This is a genomic window from Brachybacterium saurashtrense, assembly GCF_003355475.1.
Lineage (GTDB): Bacteria > Actinomycetota > Actinomycetes > Actinomycetales > Dermabacteraceae > Brachybacterium > Brachybacterium saurashtrense.
On sequence record NZ_CP031356.1, the window covers coordinates 2,413,983 to 2,430,317 of the forward strand.

The window sequence follows — 16,335 nt, forward strand, 5'->3', positions numbered from 1 at the left end:
CCGCAGCGCGGGCACGCAGAGCGGCGCGGAAGGGGGCGCCGGGACGCGGGCGCTCAGCGCTCGGGCAGGGCGTCGCCGCGGTCCCCGCCCACCGGGCAGCCGCCGCCGCGCAGCGCCACCCGGGCGATGTCCGAGGCGGTGAGGCGGCCCTCGGCCCCGGGGCCTCCGCCGGCCCTCCCGGCGGCTGCCGCGGCCCCTGCCCCCGCGGCGGCGCCCGCGGCGCGCGAGGCCCCGGCCCCCACCAGCTCCTGCGCACGCGGCGGCACGGTGCGGTCCACCCGCATCCAGCCGGCGGGCACCGGCTCCGTCTCGACCCCTGCGGAGCCCTCCGCGCCGGCCGTGCCCGCCGCACCCGCGGCGTACTCCTGGTCGGCGGAGATGTCGATCCCGAAGATGGTGTGGAAGGCCTCCACGTAGGCGTCGGCGTAGCCGGTCTCGGCGAGGTGCCGGGCGCGCTCGGCGGGCTGGTGCATCACCTTGGCGAGGATGCGGCGCACGGAGCGCTCGAGCTGATCGGCGGTCTCGCCGGAGACGTCGCGGCGCAGCCGGTCGATCTCGCCGTCCGCCGCGTCGAACACCTCGCGGCGCAGGGCGGCCATCGCCGGGTCGATCCGGCGCACCTCCTGCTGCAGGCGGAACGCCTCGACGTTCTCGGCGACGATGCCGCGGGCAGTGGCCAGCGCCGGATCCGCCGGGGCGTCGGCCCCCAGGCGGAGGTCCTCCAGGCCCACCACGGTGACGCCCTTGAGGTGACGCACCAGGGGGTGGAGGTCGGAGTGGAGGGCGAGGTCCAGCACCACGGTGCGCCCGGCGCCCAGGAACTGCTCGGGGAACAGGGAGGTGCCGCGCCCGGAGCAGGCCAGCACCAGATCGGCGCCCGCCAGGGCGCCCTCGAGCGCGGCGGGCTCCACGGTGGCGATGCCGTGGCGCTGCGCGAAGCCGGCCGCCCGGCCCGACGGCGAGAACACCTGCACGTCCTGCACGCCGCGGCGCACCAGCTCGGCGAGGCCCAGGCGGGCGTAGGCGCCGGTGCCCACGATGAGCACGCGGCGGCCCGCGAAGCCGCCCAGCTCCACCTCCGCCCGGTCGATCGCGACGGTCGCGCCGCTGCGCCCGGCGGCGCCGACGGGGGCCTGGGTGGCGACGGACTTCGCGCAGCGGAAGCCGTGCTGGAAGAGGTCGTGGAGCATCGAGGTGGTGCGCCCGTCGCGGCGCGCCGCCTCGTAGGCCTGCCGCACCTGCCCGGCGATCTCCGCCTCGCCCAGCACCAGCGAGCGCAGCCCGGAGGTGACCTCGTAGAGGTGCTGCGGGACCGGGGCGTCCATCGCGGCGTCGAAGCAGAGGGAGACCACCTCGCGGTCCAGCCCGCTGGTGCGCGCCACCGCGTCCACCACGAGGTCCACACCCTCGTGGAAGCGGTCGGTGTCGAGGTACACCTCGAGGCGGTTGCAGGTGCTCACCACCACCTCGCCCGCGACGACGGGGGCGGTGCCGGCGCGCTCGGCCTGGAGCTCCGCGATCGCCGCCGGGAGGGAGTCCGCGCCCCGGGTGAGGGCATCGAGCACCTCGAGGTCGAGGTGCTCATGGGAGGCGCGGAGTGCGGCGAGCATGAACGCCAGTCTAGGCCTGCCCGCATCGGGCCCGTCGAGCCCAGGAGGCACTCCTCAGGAACATGTGCACAATGGAGTGTCATGACACGGAACCCCAGCTCAGAGCCCACTTTTGACGACACGTCGTCAGATACGTCGCGACAGCCGTCAGAATCCGGGAACGCCGCAGGCCCCGGGCTCGTCGGCGCTGCTCCCACCCCCTCCTCCGGGGCGCCGGGGACCGCCGCGGCGCTGCCCTCCGAGCACCCCGCCCGGCGGCCCGCCGCCGAGGGCGGCGTGGCCGACGCCTCACTGCTGCAGGAGCTCCGCGGCGTGAGGACCGCCACCCCGAGCGTGTGGTTCATGCGACAGGCCGGCCGCTCCCTGCCGGAGTACCGGGAGCTGCGCGAGGGCACCACGATGCTCGACGCCTGCGTGCGCCCGGACATGGCCGCGGAGATCACCGTCCAGCCGGTGCGCCGCCACCGGGTGGACGCCGGCATCTTCTTCTCCGACATCGTGGTGCCCGCCCGGCAGGCCGGGCTCGCGGTGGAGATCCGCCCGGGGGTGGGCCCGGTGTTCGAGCACCCGATCCGCACCGCGGCGGACGTGGACGCCCTGCCGGCGCTGGGCGACGACTACGAGGCGGCGCTGGAGCCGATCCGGGAGGCGGTCCGCCTCACCGTCGCGGAGCTCGGCACCACGCCGCTGATCGGTTTCGCGGGGGCGCCGTTCACCGTGGCGAGCTACATGGTGGAGGGCGGCCCCAGCCGCGACCACCTGCGCACCCGCGCGCTGATGCGCTCCCAGCCGGAGGTGTGGGCGCGCCTGGCGGCGTGGGTCTCCGAGCTCTCAGGCCGTTTCCTGCGCGCCCAGGTGCTGGAAGGCGCCTCCGCCGTGCAGCTGTTCGACTCGTGGGTGGGGGCGCTGGGCGCCGAGCAGTACCTCGCGCACGTCCAGCCCCACTCCGCGGCGGCTCTCGCCCACGTGGCGGATCTTCCCGTGCCGCGCATCCACTTCGGGGTGGGCGCCGCCCATCTGCTCACCGAGATGCTCGACGCCGGCGCCACCGTGATGGGCGTGGACCACCGCCTGCGCCTGGACCGGGCGCTGGAGATCCTCCCCGCAGGTACGCCGGTGCAGGGCAACATCGACCCGGCCGTGCTGTTCACCTCCGAGCAGGCGCGCTTCGCGGAGGCGCGCGACGTGCTCGCGGCGGGGGCCGGCGCGAGCGGACACGTGGTCAACCTCGGGCACGGGGTGCCGCCGGAGACGGACCCCCAGGTCCTCACCGACCTGGTGAGCTTCCTCCACGAGCAGGAGACCGGGCGGGCATGACCGAGCGCGTCCTCGTCGTCGGCGGCGGCCTGGCCGGGCTGCTCGCCGCCCGTCGGCACCAGCGCGCCGGCCACGCCGTGCTGCTGCTGGAGGCGGCGGGCACCGTGGGCGGCGCGATCGCCGCGGCGTCGCTCACCGGCGGGGAGGGCACCGCGCCCGGCGGCGCGACCGCGGCGGGTCCCGGGGAGGGCCCCGCGGAGGGCGCCCGGGCGGGGGCGCTCGCCCTCAACGCCGGGGCCGAGGCGTACTCCACGGCCTCCGGCGCGGTGGACGCGCTGGTGGAGGAGCTGGGCCTCGCCGAGCGGGTGGTCTCGCCGCGCGAGGGACTGGGCAGCCGCCTGGTCTCCGACGGGGGCGTGCACCGCGCCCCCATCGGGGCGGTGCTGGGGATCCCCGGCCGTCCGCTCGCGGCCGACGTCCGCGCCGTGCTGGGCACCGCGGGGGCGCTGCGCGCCCAGCTGGAGCGGTTCCTGCCCGCGGGCGTCGGCGCCCGCGAGGGCGCGACCGTGGCCGAGCTGGTGGGGCGCCGCTCCGGCCGGGCGGTGCTGGAGCGGCTGGTCGCCCCGATCGTCGGCGGCGTGCACTCCGCGGATCCGACGGTGCTCGAGTTCGCCGCCGCCTCCCCCGCCCTGCACCGCGGGCTCGCGGCCCACGGCTCGCTCACCGCGGCGGTGCGCCGGCAGCTCGCGGGCTCCCCGGCCCGTCCCGGCCCCCCGGCGACCCGCGGCGCCGGCAGCGCCGGCACCCGCGTCCACTCCCTCACCCCCACCATGGCGGTGCTGCCCGAGACGCTGCGGGCGCAGCTCCTGGCCGGCGGCGGGATCGTGCGCACCGGCGTGGAGGTGACCGGCACCGCCCGCGAGGACGGGCGCTGGCAGGTGCGCACCGCCCGGGGCGAGACCCTCGCCGCGGAGCACCTCGTGCTCGCCTGCCCCCCGGACACGGCCCGCACCCTGCTGGAGGGGTCCGCCCCGGAGATCGCCGCCGCGATCCCGGACGCGCCGTCGGCCGCGATCCGGCTGGTCGCGCTGGTGCTGGACGCCCCGGCGCTGGACTCCTTCCCCGCCGGGACCGGCGCGCTGATCGCCCCCGGCACCGCCGGGATCACGGCGAAGGCCCTCACCCACGCGAGCGCCAAGTGGGAGCACGTGCAGCAGGCGCTGCGCACGGCGCTGCCCGAGGCGCGCAGCCCCCACCTGGTGCGGCTGTCCTACGGCCGCCCGGGCGAGGCGCTGCCGGACCGTGCCGGGATCGTCGACCTCGCCCTGGCGGACGCCTCCCGCGTGCTGGGCGCCCCGCTCGGCCGGGACCAGCTGCGGGACGCGGCCGTGATCGACTGGGAGCGCGCGATGCGCCAGCCCCGCCCCGGCCACCGCGCCGCCCTCGACGCCCTCACCCGCCTGCTCGCCGAGCAGGAGACCCTCGACCTCGTCGGCTCCTGGCGAGCCGGCACCGGCATCGACGCGATCGTCCGCGCCGACCGCTCCTCGACGGAAGGAACCGCCTCATGACCGACACCGCCCCCGCCTCCCCCGCCGCCGAGTCGGCGGAGGAGATCGCGAAGACCACCCGGTACACCAGCTACACGGTGTTCCGCCGCCTCTCCGGGCTCACGGAGGACGGCCAGCTCACCACCGCGCAGATCCAGGAGGCCCTCGGCGAGGTCACCGCGCTGATCGAGTCCGGGGCTGAGGGGGGAGTGGAGATCCTCGGCTTCTACGACGTCTCCGGCTTCCGCGCCGAGGACGATCTGATGCTGTGGCTCGCCGCGGACGAGCCCGAGGCGCTGCAGCGCGCCCTGCGCGAGTTCGAGCGCTCCCTGCCGGGCACCTGGCTGCACCGCGAGTGGGCCGCGATGGGCGTGCACCGCCTGGCCGAGTTCGCCAAGGGCCACGTGCCCTCGTTCATGGTGCCGGGCTTCGAGCGCAAGCAGTGGATCACCGTCTACCCCTTCGTGCGCAGCTACGAGTGGTACCTGCTGCCGGACGAGGAGCGCAACCGCATGCTGCGCGAGCACGGCCTGCTGGGCCGCGACTACCCGCAGTGCAACGCCAACACCGTCGCCGCCTTCGCCCTGGGCGACTACGAGTGGCTGCTCTCCTTCGAGGCGGACGATCTCCACGACCTCGTGGACATGATGCGCCACCTGCGCTACTCCGACGCCCGCCTGCACGTGCGCGACGAGCTGCCCTTCCACACCGGTCGCCGGCTCGAGACCCTCGAGGACGTCGCCGAGCTGCTCGCCTGACACGCCCGCTCCCCCGGCGCCTGCTCGCCGCGCCGCCCCGCTGCTCCACCTACCTGCTCCTGCACCGACCTCCCACCGTGGACACCTCTTCCAAGGACACCCGATGACCGACGCCACCGTCACCGATCCCGCCCCGACCGCGCCCCGACCTCGCCAGGTCGCCCCGGACTCCCCCACCCACACCCGGCGCGGTGAGCCGAAGCCCTTCGACGCGATCCTGTTCTCCTCCTTCGGCGGCCCCGACGGCCAGGAGGACGTGATCCCGTTCCTGCGCAACGTCACCCGCGGCCGCGGCATCCCCGACGAGCGGCTCGAGGAGGTGGCCGGGCACTACCGGGCGCTCGGCGGGCGCAGCCCCATCACCGCCCAGAATGAGGCGATGATCGCGGCGCTCGAGGCGGAGCTCGCCGGGCGCGGCATCGACCTGCCCGTCTACTTCGGCAACCGCAACTGGGCGCCCTACAACGCCGAGGCGGTGCGGGCCCTGCACGCCGACGGGCACCGCCACGCCCTGGGCCTGGTCACCAGTGCGTACTCCTCCTACTCCTCCTGCCGCCAGTACCGCGAGGACTTCGGGATGGTGCTGGAGGAGACGGGGCTGGCCGGCGAGGTGAGCATCGACAAGGTGCGCGTCTACTTCAACCACCCGGGCTTCCTCGAGCCGGTGGTGGACGGCGTGGCCCGGGCGCTGGCGAGCCTCGCCGCGGAGGGCCACGACACCGAGCGGGTGCGGGTGCTGTTCTCCACCCACTCGGTGCCCACCGCGATGGCGGAGGCCTCCGGCCCGGAGGAGACCCGGGTGGAGGGCTCCGGCGGCTGGTACGTGGAGCAGCACCTGGCGGCCTGCCGCTGGGTGATGGAGCAGCTGCACGACGACTCCCCGGAGCTGCCCGAGTGGCAGCTGGTGTACCAGTCCCGCTCCGGCGCCCCGCACATCCCGTGGCTGGAGCCGGACGTCAACGACGTGATCGAGGCACTCGCCGAGGAGGAGACGGCGGACGCCGTGGTGGTGGTGCCGATCGGCTTCGTCACCGACCACGTCGAGGTGGTGTGGGACCTGGACACCGAGGCGAAGGAGACCGCCGAGGAGAAGGGCCTGGCCTTCCGCCGCGTGGCCACCTCCGGGGAGGATCCCCGCTTCATCGCGGCGCTCGCGGACCTGATCCAGGAGCGGCTGGACGCGGAGTTCCCGCGCCGCGTGGTGACCGATTTCGGCGGCACGCCCGATGTGTGCGGCGTGAACTGCTGCGTGGGCCGGATGTGCCGCCCCACCACCAGCGCCCTGGACTCCGCGGCCGACGTGGAGCGGGCCCGCGCCGAGGCCGCCGAGCGGTCGGGCGCCGACGAGCGGTCCGGCTCCGGAGCACGGGCCGCGGAGGGAGCGGCCTCGTGAGCGCCGCGACGCTGCGGATCGGCACCCGCGCCTCGGACCTGGCGCTGACCCAGTCCGGCCACGTCGGGGCCGCACTGGTGGCCGGCACCGGGCACGAGGTGGAGCTGGTGCACGTGAGCACCCACGGGGACCGCGACCGCACCAGCCCGCTGGCGCAGATCGGCGGCACCGGCGTGTTCGTCACCGCCGTGCGCCAGGCGCTGCTGGACGGCACGGTCGACGTCGTCGTCCATTCCTGCAAGGACCTGCCCACCGCGGCGCTGGCGGAGATCACGCTGGCCTGCTACCCGCCGCGGGAGGACCCGCGGGACGCGCTGTGCGCCCGGGACGGCCTCACCCTCGCGGAGCTGCCGGCCGGCTCCCGGGTGGGCACGGGCTCGCCGCGCCGCGCCGCCCAGCTGCTGCGGGCCCGTCCCGACCTCGACGTGGTGGGGGTGCGCGGGAACGTCGAGACCCGCCTGGCCCGCGCCCAGGGCGAGAACGCGGACCTCGACGCCGTGGTGCTGGCCGCCTCCGGGCTGCACCGGGTGGGCCGGGAGGCGGCGATCACCGAGCTGCTGGCCACGGACGTGATGCTGCCGGCGCCCGCGCAGGGCGCTCTCGCGGTCGAGGCGACCACCGACGCCCTCACCGCCGGCCCCTGGTTCGCCGACCGGCTCACGCAGGTGGACGATCCCGCCACCCGCGCCGCGGTCGCCGCGGAGCGGGCACTGCTGCGCACCCTGGAGGCGGGCTGCTCCGCCCCGGTCGCGGCCTACGCCGAGCTCGAGGAGGAGGGTGTGCTGCGCCTGCGCGCCCTGGCGATCCGGCCCGACGGCAGCCACGCGGTCGAGGGCGAGGCCCGGGTGGCGCTGGACCTCGCCGCCGAGCCGCTCTCGGGCGACGGGTCGGTGCCCGCCGCGCTGGGCGCCGAGCTCGCCGCCGATCTGCTGGAGCGCGGCGCCGGGGAGATCCTGGCCGAGGCGCGGGCGTGAACGAGGGCCGGGCCGACTCCGCGCAGCACGGCGCCGCACCGCGTCCGGTGCTGGTCACACGACCGGCCGGACGCGGCGAGGAGCTGTGCACCCGGCTGCGGGAGGCGGGCATCGAGGCGGTGCAGCATCCGCTGATCCGCCTGGTGCCCGCCAGCGAGGAGGAGCTCGCCGCGGCCCGCGGCCACCTGCTCTCGGGGGCCTGCACCCATCTGGTGGTCACCTCCCGCACCGCGGCCGAGGCGCTGGGCCCGCTGGAGGTGCCCGAGGGCGTCGAGGTGGTGGCCGTCGGCGGCGGCACCGCGGAGTCGCTGCGGGAGCTGGGGATCACGCCCGGCCTGGTGGCGGGGGGCTCCGGCGCGGCCCTGGTCGAGGCGATGCCGCCGGCGCCGGAGGGGGCCTCGGTGCTGTTCCCCACCTCGTCGGCCGCCGCGCGCACCGTGCCCGACGGTCTGCGCGCGAAGGGGTACCGGGTGCGGGAGGTGGCCGTCTACCGGCCCGTGCCCGTCGAGCCGCCGCCCGCGGTCGCCGTGGGCATGGTCACCGGCGCCTACGGGGCGCTGGTGCTCACCTCGTCGATGATCGCCGGTCGCGCCGCGGCCCACGGCGTCCACGAGTCCACGCCGATCATCACCCTCGGCGCGCCCACCTCCGCGGCGGTGCGGGCGGCGGGACTGACGGTGGCGCGCGAGGCCGCCGAGCCCACCACCGACGCCCTGGTGCGGGCCGTGGCGGAGGTGCTCGACGCGCCGCCGCCCTGACCCGCCCGCGCCGCCGGCCCCCGACGTGTCGGTCCCCGCCCTGCCCGTCCCCCTCGTGTCCGTCCCCGCCCCCGCGACACCCGACCTGACCGTGCCCGTCCCCGTCCTGCCCGTCCCGAAGGAGCCCCGATGACCCTGCCGTCCTTCCCCGGTCCCGTGGACCGCCCCCGCCGCCTGCGCCGCAGCGCCGCGATGCGCTCCCTGGTGCGCGAGCACACGCTCCGCCCCGCCGATCTGGTGCTGCCGATGTTCGTGCGCGAGGGCGCGCGCGAGAACCGCCCCGTGAGCTCGATGCCCGGGGTGGAGCAGCACACGATGGACTCCCTGGTCCGCGCCGCGACCGAGGCGACCGAGCGCGGCGTGGGCGGCGTGATGCTGTTCGGCGTGCCCGAGCACAAGGACGCCACCGGTTCCGGCGCCACCGACGAGGACGGCATCCTCAACCGCGCCCTCGCCCGCCTGCGCGCCGAGCTCGGGGACGCGACCGTGATCATGGCGGACCTGTGCCTGGACGAGTTCACCGACCACGGCCACTGCGGCGTGCTCGACGACGCCGGCCACGTGGACAACGACGCGACCCTGCAGCGCTACCGCGAGATGGCCCTCGCCCAGGCCGAGGCCGGCGCGCACCTGCTGGGCCCCTCCGGCATGATGGACGGCCAGATCGCCGCGATCCGCGACGCGCTGGATGCCGCGGACCGCACCGACGTGGCGCTGTACGCCTACACCGCGAAGTACGCCTCCGCCTTCTACGGCCCGTTCCGCGAGGCGGTGGACTCCTCCCTCAGCGGCGACCGCCGCGGCTACCAGCAGGACCCGGCCAACGGCCGCGAGGCCCTGCGGGAGCTGGAGCTGGACGTCGCCGAGGGCGCGGACCTCGTGATGGTCAAGCCCGGCCTGCCCTACCTCGACGTGCTCAAGGACGTCGCCGCCGCCTCGCCCGTGCCGGTGGGCGCCTACCAGGTCTCCGGGGAGTACGCGATGATCGAGGCGGCGAGCGCGAACGGCTGGGTGGACCGCGACCGCACGATCCTCGAGTCGCTGCTCGCGTTCCGCCGCGCCGGCGCCTCGACCGTGCTCACCTACTACGCGAGCGAGGTCGCGGGCTGGTTCCGCGACGGCCTGCCCCCGCACCTGCGCGAGTTCGCCTGAGCCGCGGCGAGTGCGCGGGCCGCCCGTCGGCCGCGCACCGCCCGTCGGCCCGTCCCGACCCCGGCCGCCCGTCGGCCCGTCCCCTCACCACCGCCACCGCCACCGCAGAGGAGCCAGCATGACCCCCTCGACCACCGCCTCCGCCGACCTCTTCGCCCGCGCCCAGCAGGTGATCCCCTCGGGCGTGAACTCGCCCGTGCGCGCCTTCGGCTCCGTGGGCGGCACGCCCCCGTTCCTCACCTCCGCGACGGGCGCGCTGCTCACCGACGCCGACGGGACCGAGTACGTGGACCTGGTCGGCTCCTGGGGGCCGATGATCCTCGGGCACGCGCACGAGGGCGTCGTCGAGGCGGTGCGCGAGGCGGCCGGGCACGGCCTCTCCTTCGGCGCGCCGCAGGAGGGGGAGGTCGCTCTCGCGGAGGAGGTCGTCTCCCGCATCGCCCCCGTCGAGCAGCTGCGTCTGGTCAACTCCGGCACCGAGGCGACGATGAGCGCGCTGCGCGTGGCCCGCGCCGCCACCGGCCGCGACGTGATCGTGAAGTTCGCCGGCTGCTACCACGGGCACGTCGACGCACTGCTGGCCGAGGCCGGCAGCGGAGTGGCGACCTTCGCGATGCCGGGCTCGGCCGGCGTCACCGCCGCGACCGCGAAGGACACCGTGGTGCTGCCCTACGGCGACCGCGAGGCGGTGCGGGCCCTGTTCGCCGAGCGGGGGCAGGAGATCGCCGCGATCATCACCGAGGCCGCGCCCGCGAACATGGGCGTGGTGACGCCGCTCGAGGAGGACGGGATCGGCTTCAACCGATTCCTGTCCGAGACCGCGCGCGCCGCCGGCGCACTGCTGATCAGCGATGAGGTACTCACCGGCTTCCGCGCGGCGCGCGAGGGCCACTACGGCATCGACGGCGCGGACCGCAGCTGGGCCCCGGACCTGATGACCTTCGGCAAGGTGATCGGCGGCGGTCTTCCCGTCGGCGCCTTCGGCGGTCGCAAGGACCTGATGGGGCTGCTCGCCCCGGCCGGCCCCGTCTACCAGGCGGGGACCCTCTCGGGGAACCCGCTCGCGACGGCGGCGGGGCTCGCGACGCTGAACGGCCTGGACGAGGCCGCCTACGACACGCTCTCGAGCGCCTCCCGGACCCTGCAGCAGCTGGTGGCCGATGCGCTCACCACCGCCGGGGTCCCGCATGTCATCCAGACCGCGGGCACCCTGTTCTCGGTGTTCTTCCGCAGCGAGCCGGTGCGCGGCTACGAGGAGGCGAAGGCGCAGGACACCGAGTCGTTCACCCGCTTCTTCCACGCGATGCTCGAGGGCGGGATCTACCTGCCGCCGTCTGCCTTCGAGGCCTGGTTCGTCTCGACCGCGCACACCCCGGAGGTGCTGGACCGGATCGCGGCCGTGCTGCCGGGAGCGGCGAAGGCGGCCGCGGGGGCGTGAACCGCTGAGCGGTGAGCGGCTGAGGCGGTCCCTGTCTGTACGGCCTGGAGGATCACCAGCGCGGCCAGCGCCAGCACAGCCAGCAGGCTGACGGTGTGGAGGATGAGCGCCCATGGCGCATGATCCGCTCCGCCGACGCCGAAGGTGTCCGCGAGGGTCATGCCCGCGGGGAACGATGCCAGCAGGTAGATGGGCGAACCGCCGGTGAGCAGGCCCAGCATGATCATGGAGAGGGCGGTGCGCGAGAGGCGTCCGCGTGCACCGGCGAGGCCTGCGGCCGCCGCGATCACGGGGCCGGGCAGCAGCAGGGCGATCATCAGGCCCCAGCCCATCGTGTCGGCGGTCCGCCCGACGGCGGCGTGGATCTCGCGGAGCTCGGCGCCGGGGACGGTGGCGAGCGGGTTCAGCACCTGGATCTGGACGGCGGCGAAGACGGCATAGCTCAGCACTGACAGAGTGCCGAGGGCGCCGAGCAGTCGGGTGCGCAGGCGGGCGTGCTGCGGGGAGGACGGGGACATGCTCGGAACAGTAGCCCCGCCGCACCGCCGGTTCATGAGAGTTCTGTGGAGGTCAGGCGGGGGTCTCGGGGGAACCCGCGGACGGTGAGCGCTGCCGTTCTCCTCGTGCGCGTCGTCGGCGACGCAGGCGACGCCGCTTCCACTCCTCGCGCCGCGGCGAGGTCTCATCGCGGCGGGGCGATGCTGTCGACGGGCGGGGCGGCTCGGGGGCGGTGAGGGCTCGCGGGCGGGTGATGCGACGGCTGCCGGCATGGCTCGTCCACTCCACCAGGTGGCCGTCGGTGGCGGGGTTCCCGACGCGCCGCACGCTGCGGGTCTGCTGTTCCTTGTCGTTGCAGTGCGCGCACAGGCCCTGACCGTTGTCCAGGCACGTCGGACCGCCCGCGGAATGCGGGTGGATGTGGTCCGTCTGCCGGATCGGTGCATCGCAGTGGGGACCGCGACAGGTTTGGTCGCGCCAGAGGATGAATCTCGCGAGGGCAGCGGGGAAGGCTCGGGCCCGGGATTCCACCCCGACCAGCTCGCCCGCGAGCGGATGGCTGTACATGCGCCGCAGCGTGGCGCGGAGCGCTGGACCGTCGGGCCCCATCGCGTCCTCGGCGCCATCGGCGAGCAGTGCTCTGAACACTCCGCGCAGCTCTTCGCGCACGCCCTCGGCGGGCACGGTCCCGTATCCCTCGATCCGGGCGAGGTCCCCGTTGCGGGGGTCGAAGAGCGCGCGGTCGGTGATGATGACGCCGATGTCGAGGGTGAGGGGCTCCATGCCGTCTTCGCGACCGATCAGGGTGTCCGCGAAGGAGTCGGCCTGGATCGCCTGGTGGCCGCGATGGTCCCCGGCGGCGCGGAGCCGCTCCGCCTCGTGCGACAGGCGCTTGCGGATCAGCGCCGCGTCGAGCGCGCTCACGTGGGCGGAGACGGTGGCCATCCCGTGCTGGCCGCGGCGCACGGTGACGTGGCGTTCCCGCCGGGCCTGCTGGTGGCGGCGCGCCTGACCGTCCGGATCGGCAGCGGCGATCACGGCGGCGGTGGTGTCATCCCAGGTCTGGGCTCCGGCCCCGTCGAGCGACGGTAGACGGCCCGCGAGCTCTCGATCCGCCTCGCGCCGCTGCGCCGGAGAGAGCGGGGCGAAGGAGCGGGCGGTCGCGTGGGCGACGGTGCTGGTGACCTTCGCGGAGGCCAGTGCCGTGAGCATCTCCGGCATGTCAGTGACGAGCCTCCGCTGGGAGGCGAGGGAGTGAGCCGCCGACGCGGGCGACTTCCGGATCAGCATCGAGACCTCGCGCACCGCCTCGTTCGCGGCCGAGCGGAGGAGCGTGCGGGTGGGAGGGACCTCGCCCTCCTCGTGGGCGGCGCAGGCACGGGCCTCGGCCTGCTTCTTCAGGGTGAGGGACTCCGCGAAGGCGGTCACCGCCCGCGCCTCGAGAGCATCCATCGCGCTGCGCAGCTCGTGGATCACCCCCATCACCTCTCGGTACCGGCCTGCGAAGGCGGCATCGGCGGTGAACAGCTGATGAGGGCGCAGCGCAAGCTCCCGCAGCGCGAAGGCGCCGTCCCCCACCATCTCGGCGAGCGCCTGCGGCCCCCGGGAGCGCACGGCATCGGCCAGCGCCCGGTGGGGATCACCGGATGCGGGATCGAGAGCCTGGGCGTTGACGAACATATGACCATGATTCACCACTCCACTGACAGAGGAAACCCCCTCGGAAGAATGTGGAAAACTTCGACTGGGGAGGAACGGCCATCCGACATCGGGCAGAGCTCCAAGACATCCCGGCTGATCAGAGCACCTCCCCTCGACACATCGGCGAAACCTGTGCACCTTTTCCACAATTCGCGCAGATTTGCCCGCACGGCTCGCCCGAGAATGTGGATGACCACCCTCTGTGGAGGAACGGTCCGCACATCCCCATGACCCCCGACGTCCCTCCACGACGCACTGCGTCGGCCGATGACAGGACGCTCGACAGCACCTGCCGCGCTCCCCCACGCTGGTGGGAGCCGGCCCCGCCGGCCCAGCGCTCCGTAGCTCAGCCCGGAAGAGCAGCTCCCTCATATGGAGTCGGTCGCAGGTTCGAGTCCTGCCGGAGCGTCCGCATCCCGCCCGACGGCGCCCAGCCCCACCGGCCCCGCCGGCCGCCGGAGCGTCAGCCGCACCCCGTACGCTCGCACCAGCCCGTCGCCGCCGCGGCCGGTCCCGTCCACACCCCGTGAGGTGCACCATCGCTCGACGTTCCTCCACCACCCGCGAGCCCGTGCTCCAGGCGCTCGTCCTGCCCGCGCTCGAGCCGGCCGACGGCGAGCAGCTCGCCGCCCACGGCCATCATGACGGGCTCCGGCTCGAGGGCGACGATCTCAGCGGCCGTGATCTCTCGGGCACGAGCCTCAGCGAGTGCGAGCTGGTGGGCGTCACCGCCCACACCACGGTGCTGCGTCACGCCCGGCTGATCGAGACTCGCCTCGAACGGCTCAGCGCCCCCGTGCTCGACGCCCGAGGCTCCGCCTGGCGGGACGTCGAGCTCAGCGGCTCACGAGTGGGGGCGCTGGACGTCGACGACGCCGAGATCCGCTCCACCCGGATCACCGGCAGCAAGTTCGACTGGATCAACCTGCGCACGAGCACCCTCGAGGACGTGCTCTTCGAGGACTGCACGATCGAGGAGCTGGACCTCACGAACGCGACCGCCGCGCGTGTCGCGTTCCGACGCTGCCGGGTGGGCAGCCTCGCCCTCGCCCATGCCCGGCTCGAGGACGTGGACCTGCGCGGTCTGGAGATCGGCGCGATCGGCAACCTCGAGGGGCTGGCGGGCGCGACCCTCGACGCGCAGCAGGTCACGCTGCTCGCGCCGGCCTTCGCGAGCCATCTGGGGATCCGCGTCGAGGGCTGAGCCTCCGCGCGCTGCGGAACTCAGGGCCTGCAGCAGTGCACGCGCCGACAGCAGAACGCCGGCAGACAGCAGAACGCGGGCCGAGGTGATCCCCGACCCGCGTCTGATGCCGCGATCCTACGTTCAGCGGCCGCTGAGACGCTGCTTCCGCGAGCTGATCTCGCCCGTGTTGAACCCGGCCAGGTGCAGGCCGCCGTGGAAGCGGGCGTGCTCGATCTTCACGCAGCGGTCCATCACCACGTCGAGCCCGCCCGCCTCGGCGATCGCCGCGGCCTCCTCGTTCCAAGAGCCCAGCTGCAGCCAGAGCGTCTTCGCGCCCACTTCGACCGCCTCCCGGGCCACGCCGGGCAGGTCGGAGTCCTTGCGGAACACGTCCACCACGTCGGGCACGACGGGGAGGTCCGCGAGCGAGTCGTACGCCGGGTGGCCGAGGATCGTCTCGGCGCGCGGGTTGACGAAGTACACCTCGTACGGGGAGCTGGACAGCAAGTAGGTGCCCACGAAGTAGCTGGCCCGGGCGGGATTGGCCGAGGCGCCGACGATCGCGATGCTCCGGGCGCGGCGCAGGATCGCGAGCCGCTCGGGGGCCGACGGCGCCTTCCAGGTGCGCTGGGTGGTCTGCTCGGTCATCGCTGCACTCCCGTCGCCGCCGTGATCGCCTGGTCGAGGTCCCACAGGATGTCCGCGACGTCCTCGAGACCCACCGAGATGCGGATGAGGTCGGGCCGGACGCCGCCCGCGACGAGCTGCTCCGGCGTGAGCTGCCGGTGCGTGGTCGAGGCCGGGTGCAGCACGAGCGTGCGCGCGTCCCCGATGTTCGCCAGGTGCGAGGCGAGCTGCAGGCTCTCGATCACCCGCTCCCCCGCGGTCCGCGCAGCGGCCGCCTCCTCCTCGGCGCTCGCGAACTCGCCCGTCGGCCGCACGCCGAAGGCGAAGACCGAGCCGGGGCCGAGCGGCAGGTAGCGCGCGGCACGCTCATGGTGCGGGTGGGATTCCAGGCCCGCCCAGGTCACGAAGGCGACCCGCGGATCCACGTCGAGCCACTCGGCGACGGCGCGGGCGCCGGCGAGGTGCGCGTCGATCCGCTGCGGGAGCGTCTCCACGCCCTGCAGCAGCTGGAACGCGGACTGCGCCGAGAGGGACGGGCCGATGTCGCGCAGCTGCTCGGAGCGCAGCTTGGTGAGGAAGCCGTACTCGCCGAAGTTGTCCCACCACCTGATGCCGCCGTAGGACTCGACCGGCTCGGTCATGGTGGGGAACTTCCCGCCTCCCCAGTCGAAGCGGCCGGACTCGACCACCACGCCGCCGAGCGTGGTGCCGTGGCCGCCGAGGAACTTGGTGGCGGAGTGGATGACGATGTCCGCCCCGTGCTCGATGGGTCGCACCAGGTAGGGGGTGGCGAGGGTCGCGTCCACCACCAGCGGCACGCCGTGCTCGTGGGCGAGGTCGGCGAGCGCGGCGAGGTCCGCGATCTCCCCGGAGGGGTTGCCGATCACCTCGACGTACAGCGCCTTCGTCTCCGGCCGGAACGCGGCGCGGTAGTCCTCCGCCTCGGAGGAGGCGACGAAGGTGGTCTCCACCCCGAAGCGGCGCAGGGTGACGTCCAGCTGGGTGACGGTGCCGCCGTACAGCTGGGCGGAGGCGACGATGTGGTCGCCCGCCCCGGCGAGCGCCGCGAAGGTGATGAACTCGGCGCTCATCCCGGAGGCGGTCGCGACCGCACCGATCCCGCCCTCGAGGGAGGCGATGCGCTCCTCGAACGCGGCGACGGTGGGGTTGCCGATGCGGGAGTAGATGTTGCCGTACTTCTGCAGCGCGAACAGGTTCCCGGCGTCGTCCGCGTCGTCGAACACGAACGAGGTGCTCTGGTAGATCGGGACGGCGCGGGCGCCGTGCTGGGCATCCGGGGTGCCGCCCGCGTGCAGGGCACGGGTGCGGAAGCCGAATCCTCCGGCGGGGGACGACGGCGCCGGGGCCGACGCCGCGGGGGCGGCCGACGCTGCGGCGTCCTGGGGGGTCGAGGTCACGGGGTCCTCCTGGAG

At 74.9% G+C, this 16,335-nt stretch carries 14 protein-coding genes and 1 tRNA gene; 10 read left to right on the plus strand and 5 right to left on the minus strand.

The annotated features are described in order from the left end of the window. Nucleotides 1-53: 53 nt before the first annotated feature. Complete coding sequence (locus tag DWV08_RS11025) at nt 54-1,610, minus strand: glutamyl-tRNA reductase (RefSeq protein WP_115413839.1); 1,557 nt, start codon at nt 1,608-1,610, stop codon at nt 54-56. Between the two features lie 276 nt (nt 1,611-1,886). On the opposite strand from DWV08_RS11025, the gene hemE reads away from it, so the two are divergent. The 8 genes from hemE (at nt 1,887) to hemL (ending at nt 10,890) form a co-directional block, all read left to right on the plus strand. After that, nucleotides 1,887-2,927 (plus strand): uroporphyrinogen decarboxylase, encoded by a 1,041-nt coding sequence (hemE, locus tag DWV08_RS11030; protein WP_115413840.1) that lies wholly within the window; start codon nt 1,887-1,889, stop codon nt 2,925-2,927. Next, on the plus strand, nt 2,924-4,438 hold the full coding sequence (locus DWV08_RS11035; protein WP_115413841.1) for a protoporphyrinogen/coproporphyrinogen oxidase: 1,515 nt from the start codon (nt 2,924-2,926) through the stop codon (nt 4,436-4,438). The genes hemE and DWV08_RS11035 overlap by 4 nt, the downstream gene beginning before the upstream one ends. Continuing rightward, nucleotides 4,435-5,175, plus strand: a complete 741-nt coding sequence (gene hemQ / locus DWV08_RS11040; protein WP_115413842.1) for a hydrogen peroxide-dependent heme synthase — start codon at nt 4,435-4,437, stop codon at nt 5,173-5,175. The genes DWV08_RS11035 and hemQ overlap by 4 nt, the downstream gene beginning before the upstream one ends. Before the next feature lie 103 nt (nt 5,176-5,278). Then, nucleotides 5,279-6,568: a ferrochelatase gene (locus DWV08_RS11045; protein WP_115413843.1), complete on the plus strand. Its 1,290-nt coding sequence runs from the start codon at nt 5,279-5,281 to the stop codon at nt 6,566-6,568. Beyond that, a complete protein-coding gene (gene hemC, locus DWV08_RS11050; RefSeq protein WP_115413844.1) occupies nt 6,565-7,542 on the plus strand; it encodes a hydroxymethylbilane synthase in 978 nt (325 codons plus the stop codon). The genes DWV08_RS11045 and hemC overlap by 4 nt, the downstream gene beginning before the upstream one ends. Then, the gene (locus tag DWV08_RS11055) at nt 7,539-8,300 is read left to right on the plus strand and encodes a uroporphyrinogen-III synthase (protein WP_115413845.1); all 762 of its coding nucleotides are present in this window, start codon (nt 7,539-7,541) and stop codon (nt 8,298-8,300) included. The genes hemC and DWV08_RS11055 overlap by 4 nt, the downstream gene beginning before the upstream one ends. Before the next feature lie 129 nt (nt 8,301-8,429). After that, entirely contained in the window at nt 8,430-9,452 is a 1,023-nt protein-coding gene (gene hemB, locus DWV08_RS11060) for a porphobilinogen synthase (RefSeq protein ID WP_115413846.1), read from the plus strand. 118 nt (nt 9,453-9,570) lie between these two features. Then, nucleotides 9,571-10,890: a glutamate-1-semialdehyde 2,1-aminomutase gene (gene hemL / locus DWV08_RS11065; RefSeq protein ID WP_115413847.1), complete on the plus strand. Its 1,320-nt coding sequence runs from the start codon at nt 9,571-9,573 to the stop codon at nt 10,888-10,890. Here hemL and DWV08_RS16780 read toward each other — a convergent pair. Beyond that, nucleotides 10,773-11,408, minus strand: a complete 636-nt coding sequence (locus DWV08_RS16780) for a hypothetical protein (RefSeq protein ID WP_127097472.1) — start codon at nt 11,406-11,408, stop codon at nt 10,773-10,775. The two genes, hemL and DWV08_RS16780, sit on opposite strands and share 118 nt — an antisense overlap. 52 nt (nt 11,409-11,460) lie before the next feature. Next, nucleotides 11,461-13,068, minus strand: coding sequence for an HNH endonuclease signature motif containing protein (locus DWV08_RS11070; protein WP_162801552.1), 1,608 nt, complete (start codon nt 13,066-13,068; stop codon nt 11,461-11,463). Nucleotides 13,069-13,424: 356 nt separating this feature from the next. On the opposite strand from DWV08_RS11070, the gene DWV08_RS11075 reads away from it, so the two are divergent. Next, nucleotides 13,425-13,498 (plus strand) — tRNA-Met (locus DWV08_RS11075). 117 nt (nt 13,499-13,615) lie between these two features. After that, nucleotides 13,616-14,293, plus strand: a complete 678-nt coding sequence (locus tag DWV08_RS11080) for a pentapeptide repeat-containing protein (RefSeq protein ID WP_241237221.1) — start codon at nt 13,616-13,618, stop codon at nt 14,291-14,293. Nucleotides 14,294-14,416: 123 nt separating this feature from the next. On the opposite strand, the gene DWV08_RS11085 is transcribed toward DWV08_RS11080, so the two are convergent. Further along, entirely contained in the window at nt 14,417-14,923 is a 507-nt protein-coding gene (locus DWV08_RS11085) for a CoA-binding protein (protein ID WP_115413848.1), read from the minus strand. Further along, nucleotides 14,920-16,320, minus strand: coding sequence for an O-acetylhomoserine aminocarboxypropyltransferase/cysteine synthase family protein (locus DWV08_RS11090; RefSeq protein ID WP_241237222.1), 1,401 nt, complete (start codon nt 16,318-16,320; stop codon nt 14,920-14,922). Before DWV08_RS11090 ends, DWV08_RS11085 begins: the two co-directional genes overlap by 4 nt. Between the last annotated feature and the right edge of the window lie 15 nt (nt 16,321-16,335).

What these genes read in the sequence shown, in the direction of transcription:
- DWV08_RS11025 (WP_115413839.1), bottom strand. Translation starts at nt 1,610, where the DNA reads ATGCTCGCCGCACTCCGCGCCTCCCATGAGCACCTCGACCTCGAGGTG.
- DWV08_RS11035 (WP_115413841.1), top strand. Translation starts at nt 2,924, where the DNA reads ATGACCGAGCGCGTCCTCGTCGTCGGCGGCGGCCTGGCCGGGCTGCTC.
- hemQ (WP_115413842.1), top strand. Translation starts at nt 4,435, where the DNA reads ATGACCGACACCGCCCCCGCCTCCCCCGCCGCCGAGTCGGCGGAGGAG.
- DWV08_RS11045 (WP_115413843.1), top strand. Translation starts at nt 5,279, where the DNA reads ATGACCGACGCCACCGTCACCGATCCCGCCCCGACCGCGCCCCGACCT.
- hemB (WP_115413846.1), top strand. Translation starts at nt 8,430, where the DNA reads ATGACCCTGCCGTCCTTCCCCGGTCCCGTGGACCGCCCCCGCCGCCTG.
- hemL (WP_115413847.1), top strand. Translation starts at nt 9,571, where the DNA reads ATGACCCCCTCGACCACCGCCTCCGCCGACCTCTTCGCCCGCGCCCAG.
- DWV08_RS16780 (WP_127097472.1), bottom strand. Translation starts at nt 11,408, where the DNA reads ATGTCCCCGTCCTCCCCGCAGCACGCCCGCCTGCGCACCCGACTGCTC.
- DWV08_RS11070 (WP_162801552.1), bottom strand. Translation starts at nt 13,068, where the DNA reads ATGTTCGTCAACGCCCAGGCTCTCGATCCCGCATCCGGTGATCCCCAC.
- DWV08_RS11085 (WP_115413848.1), bottom strand. Translation starts at nt 14,923, where the DNA reads ATGACCGAGCAGACCACCCAGCGCACCTGGAAGGCGCCGTCGGCCCCC.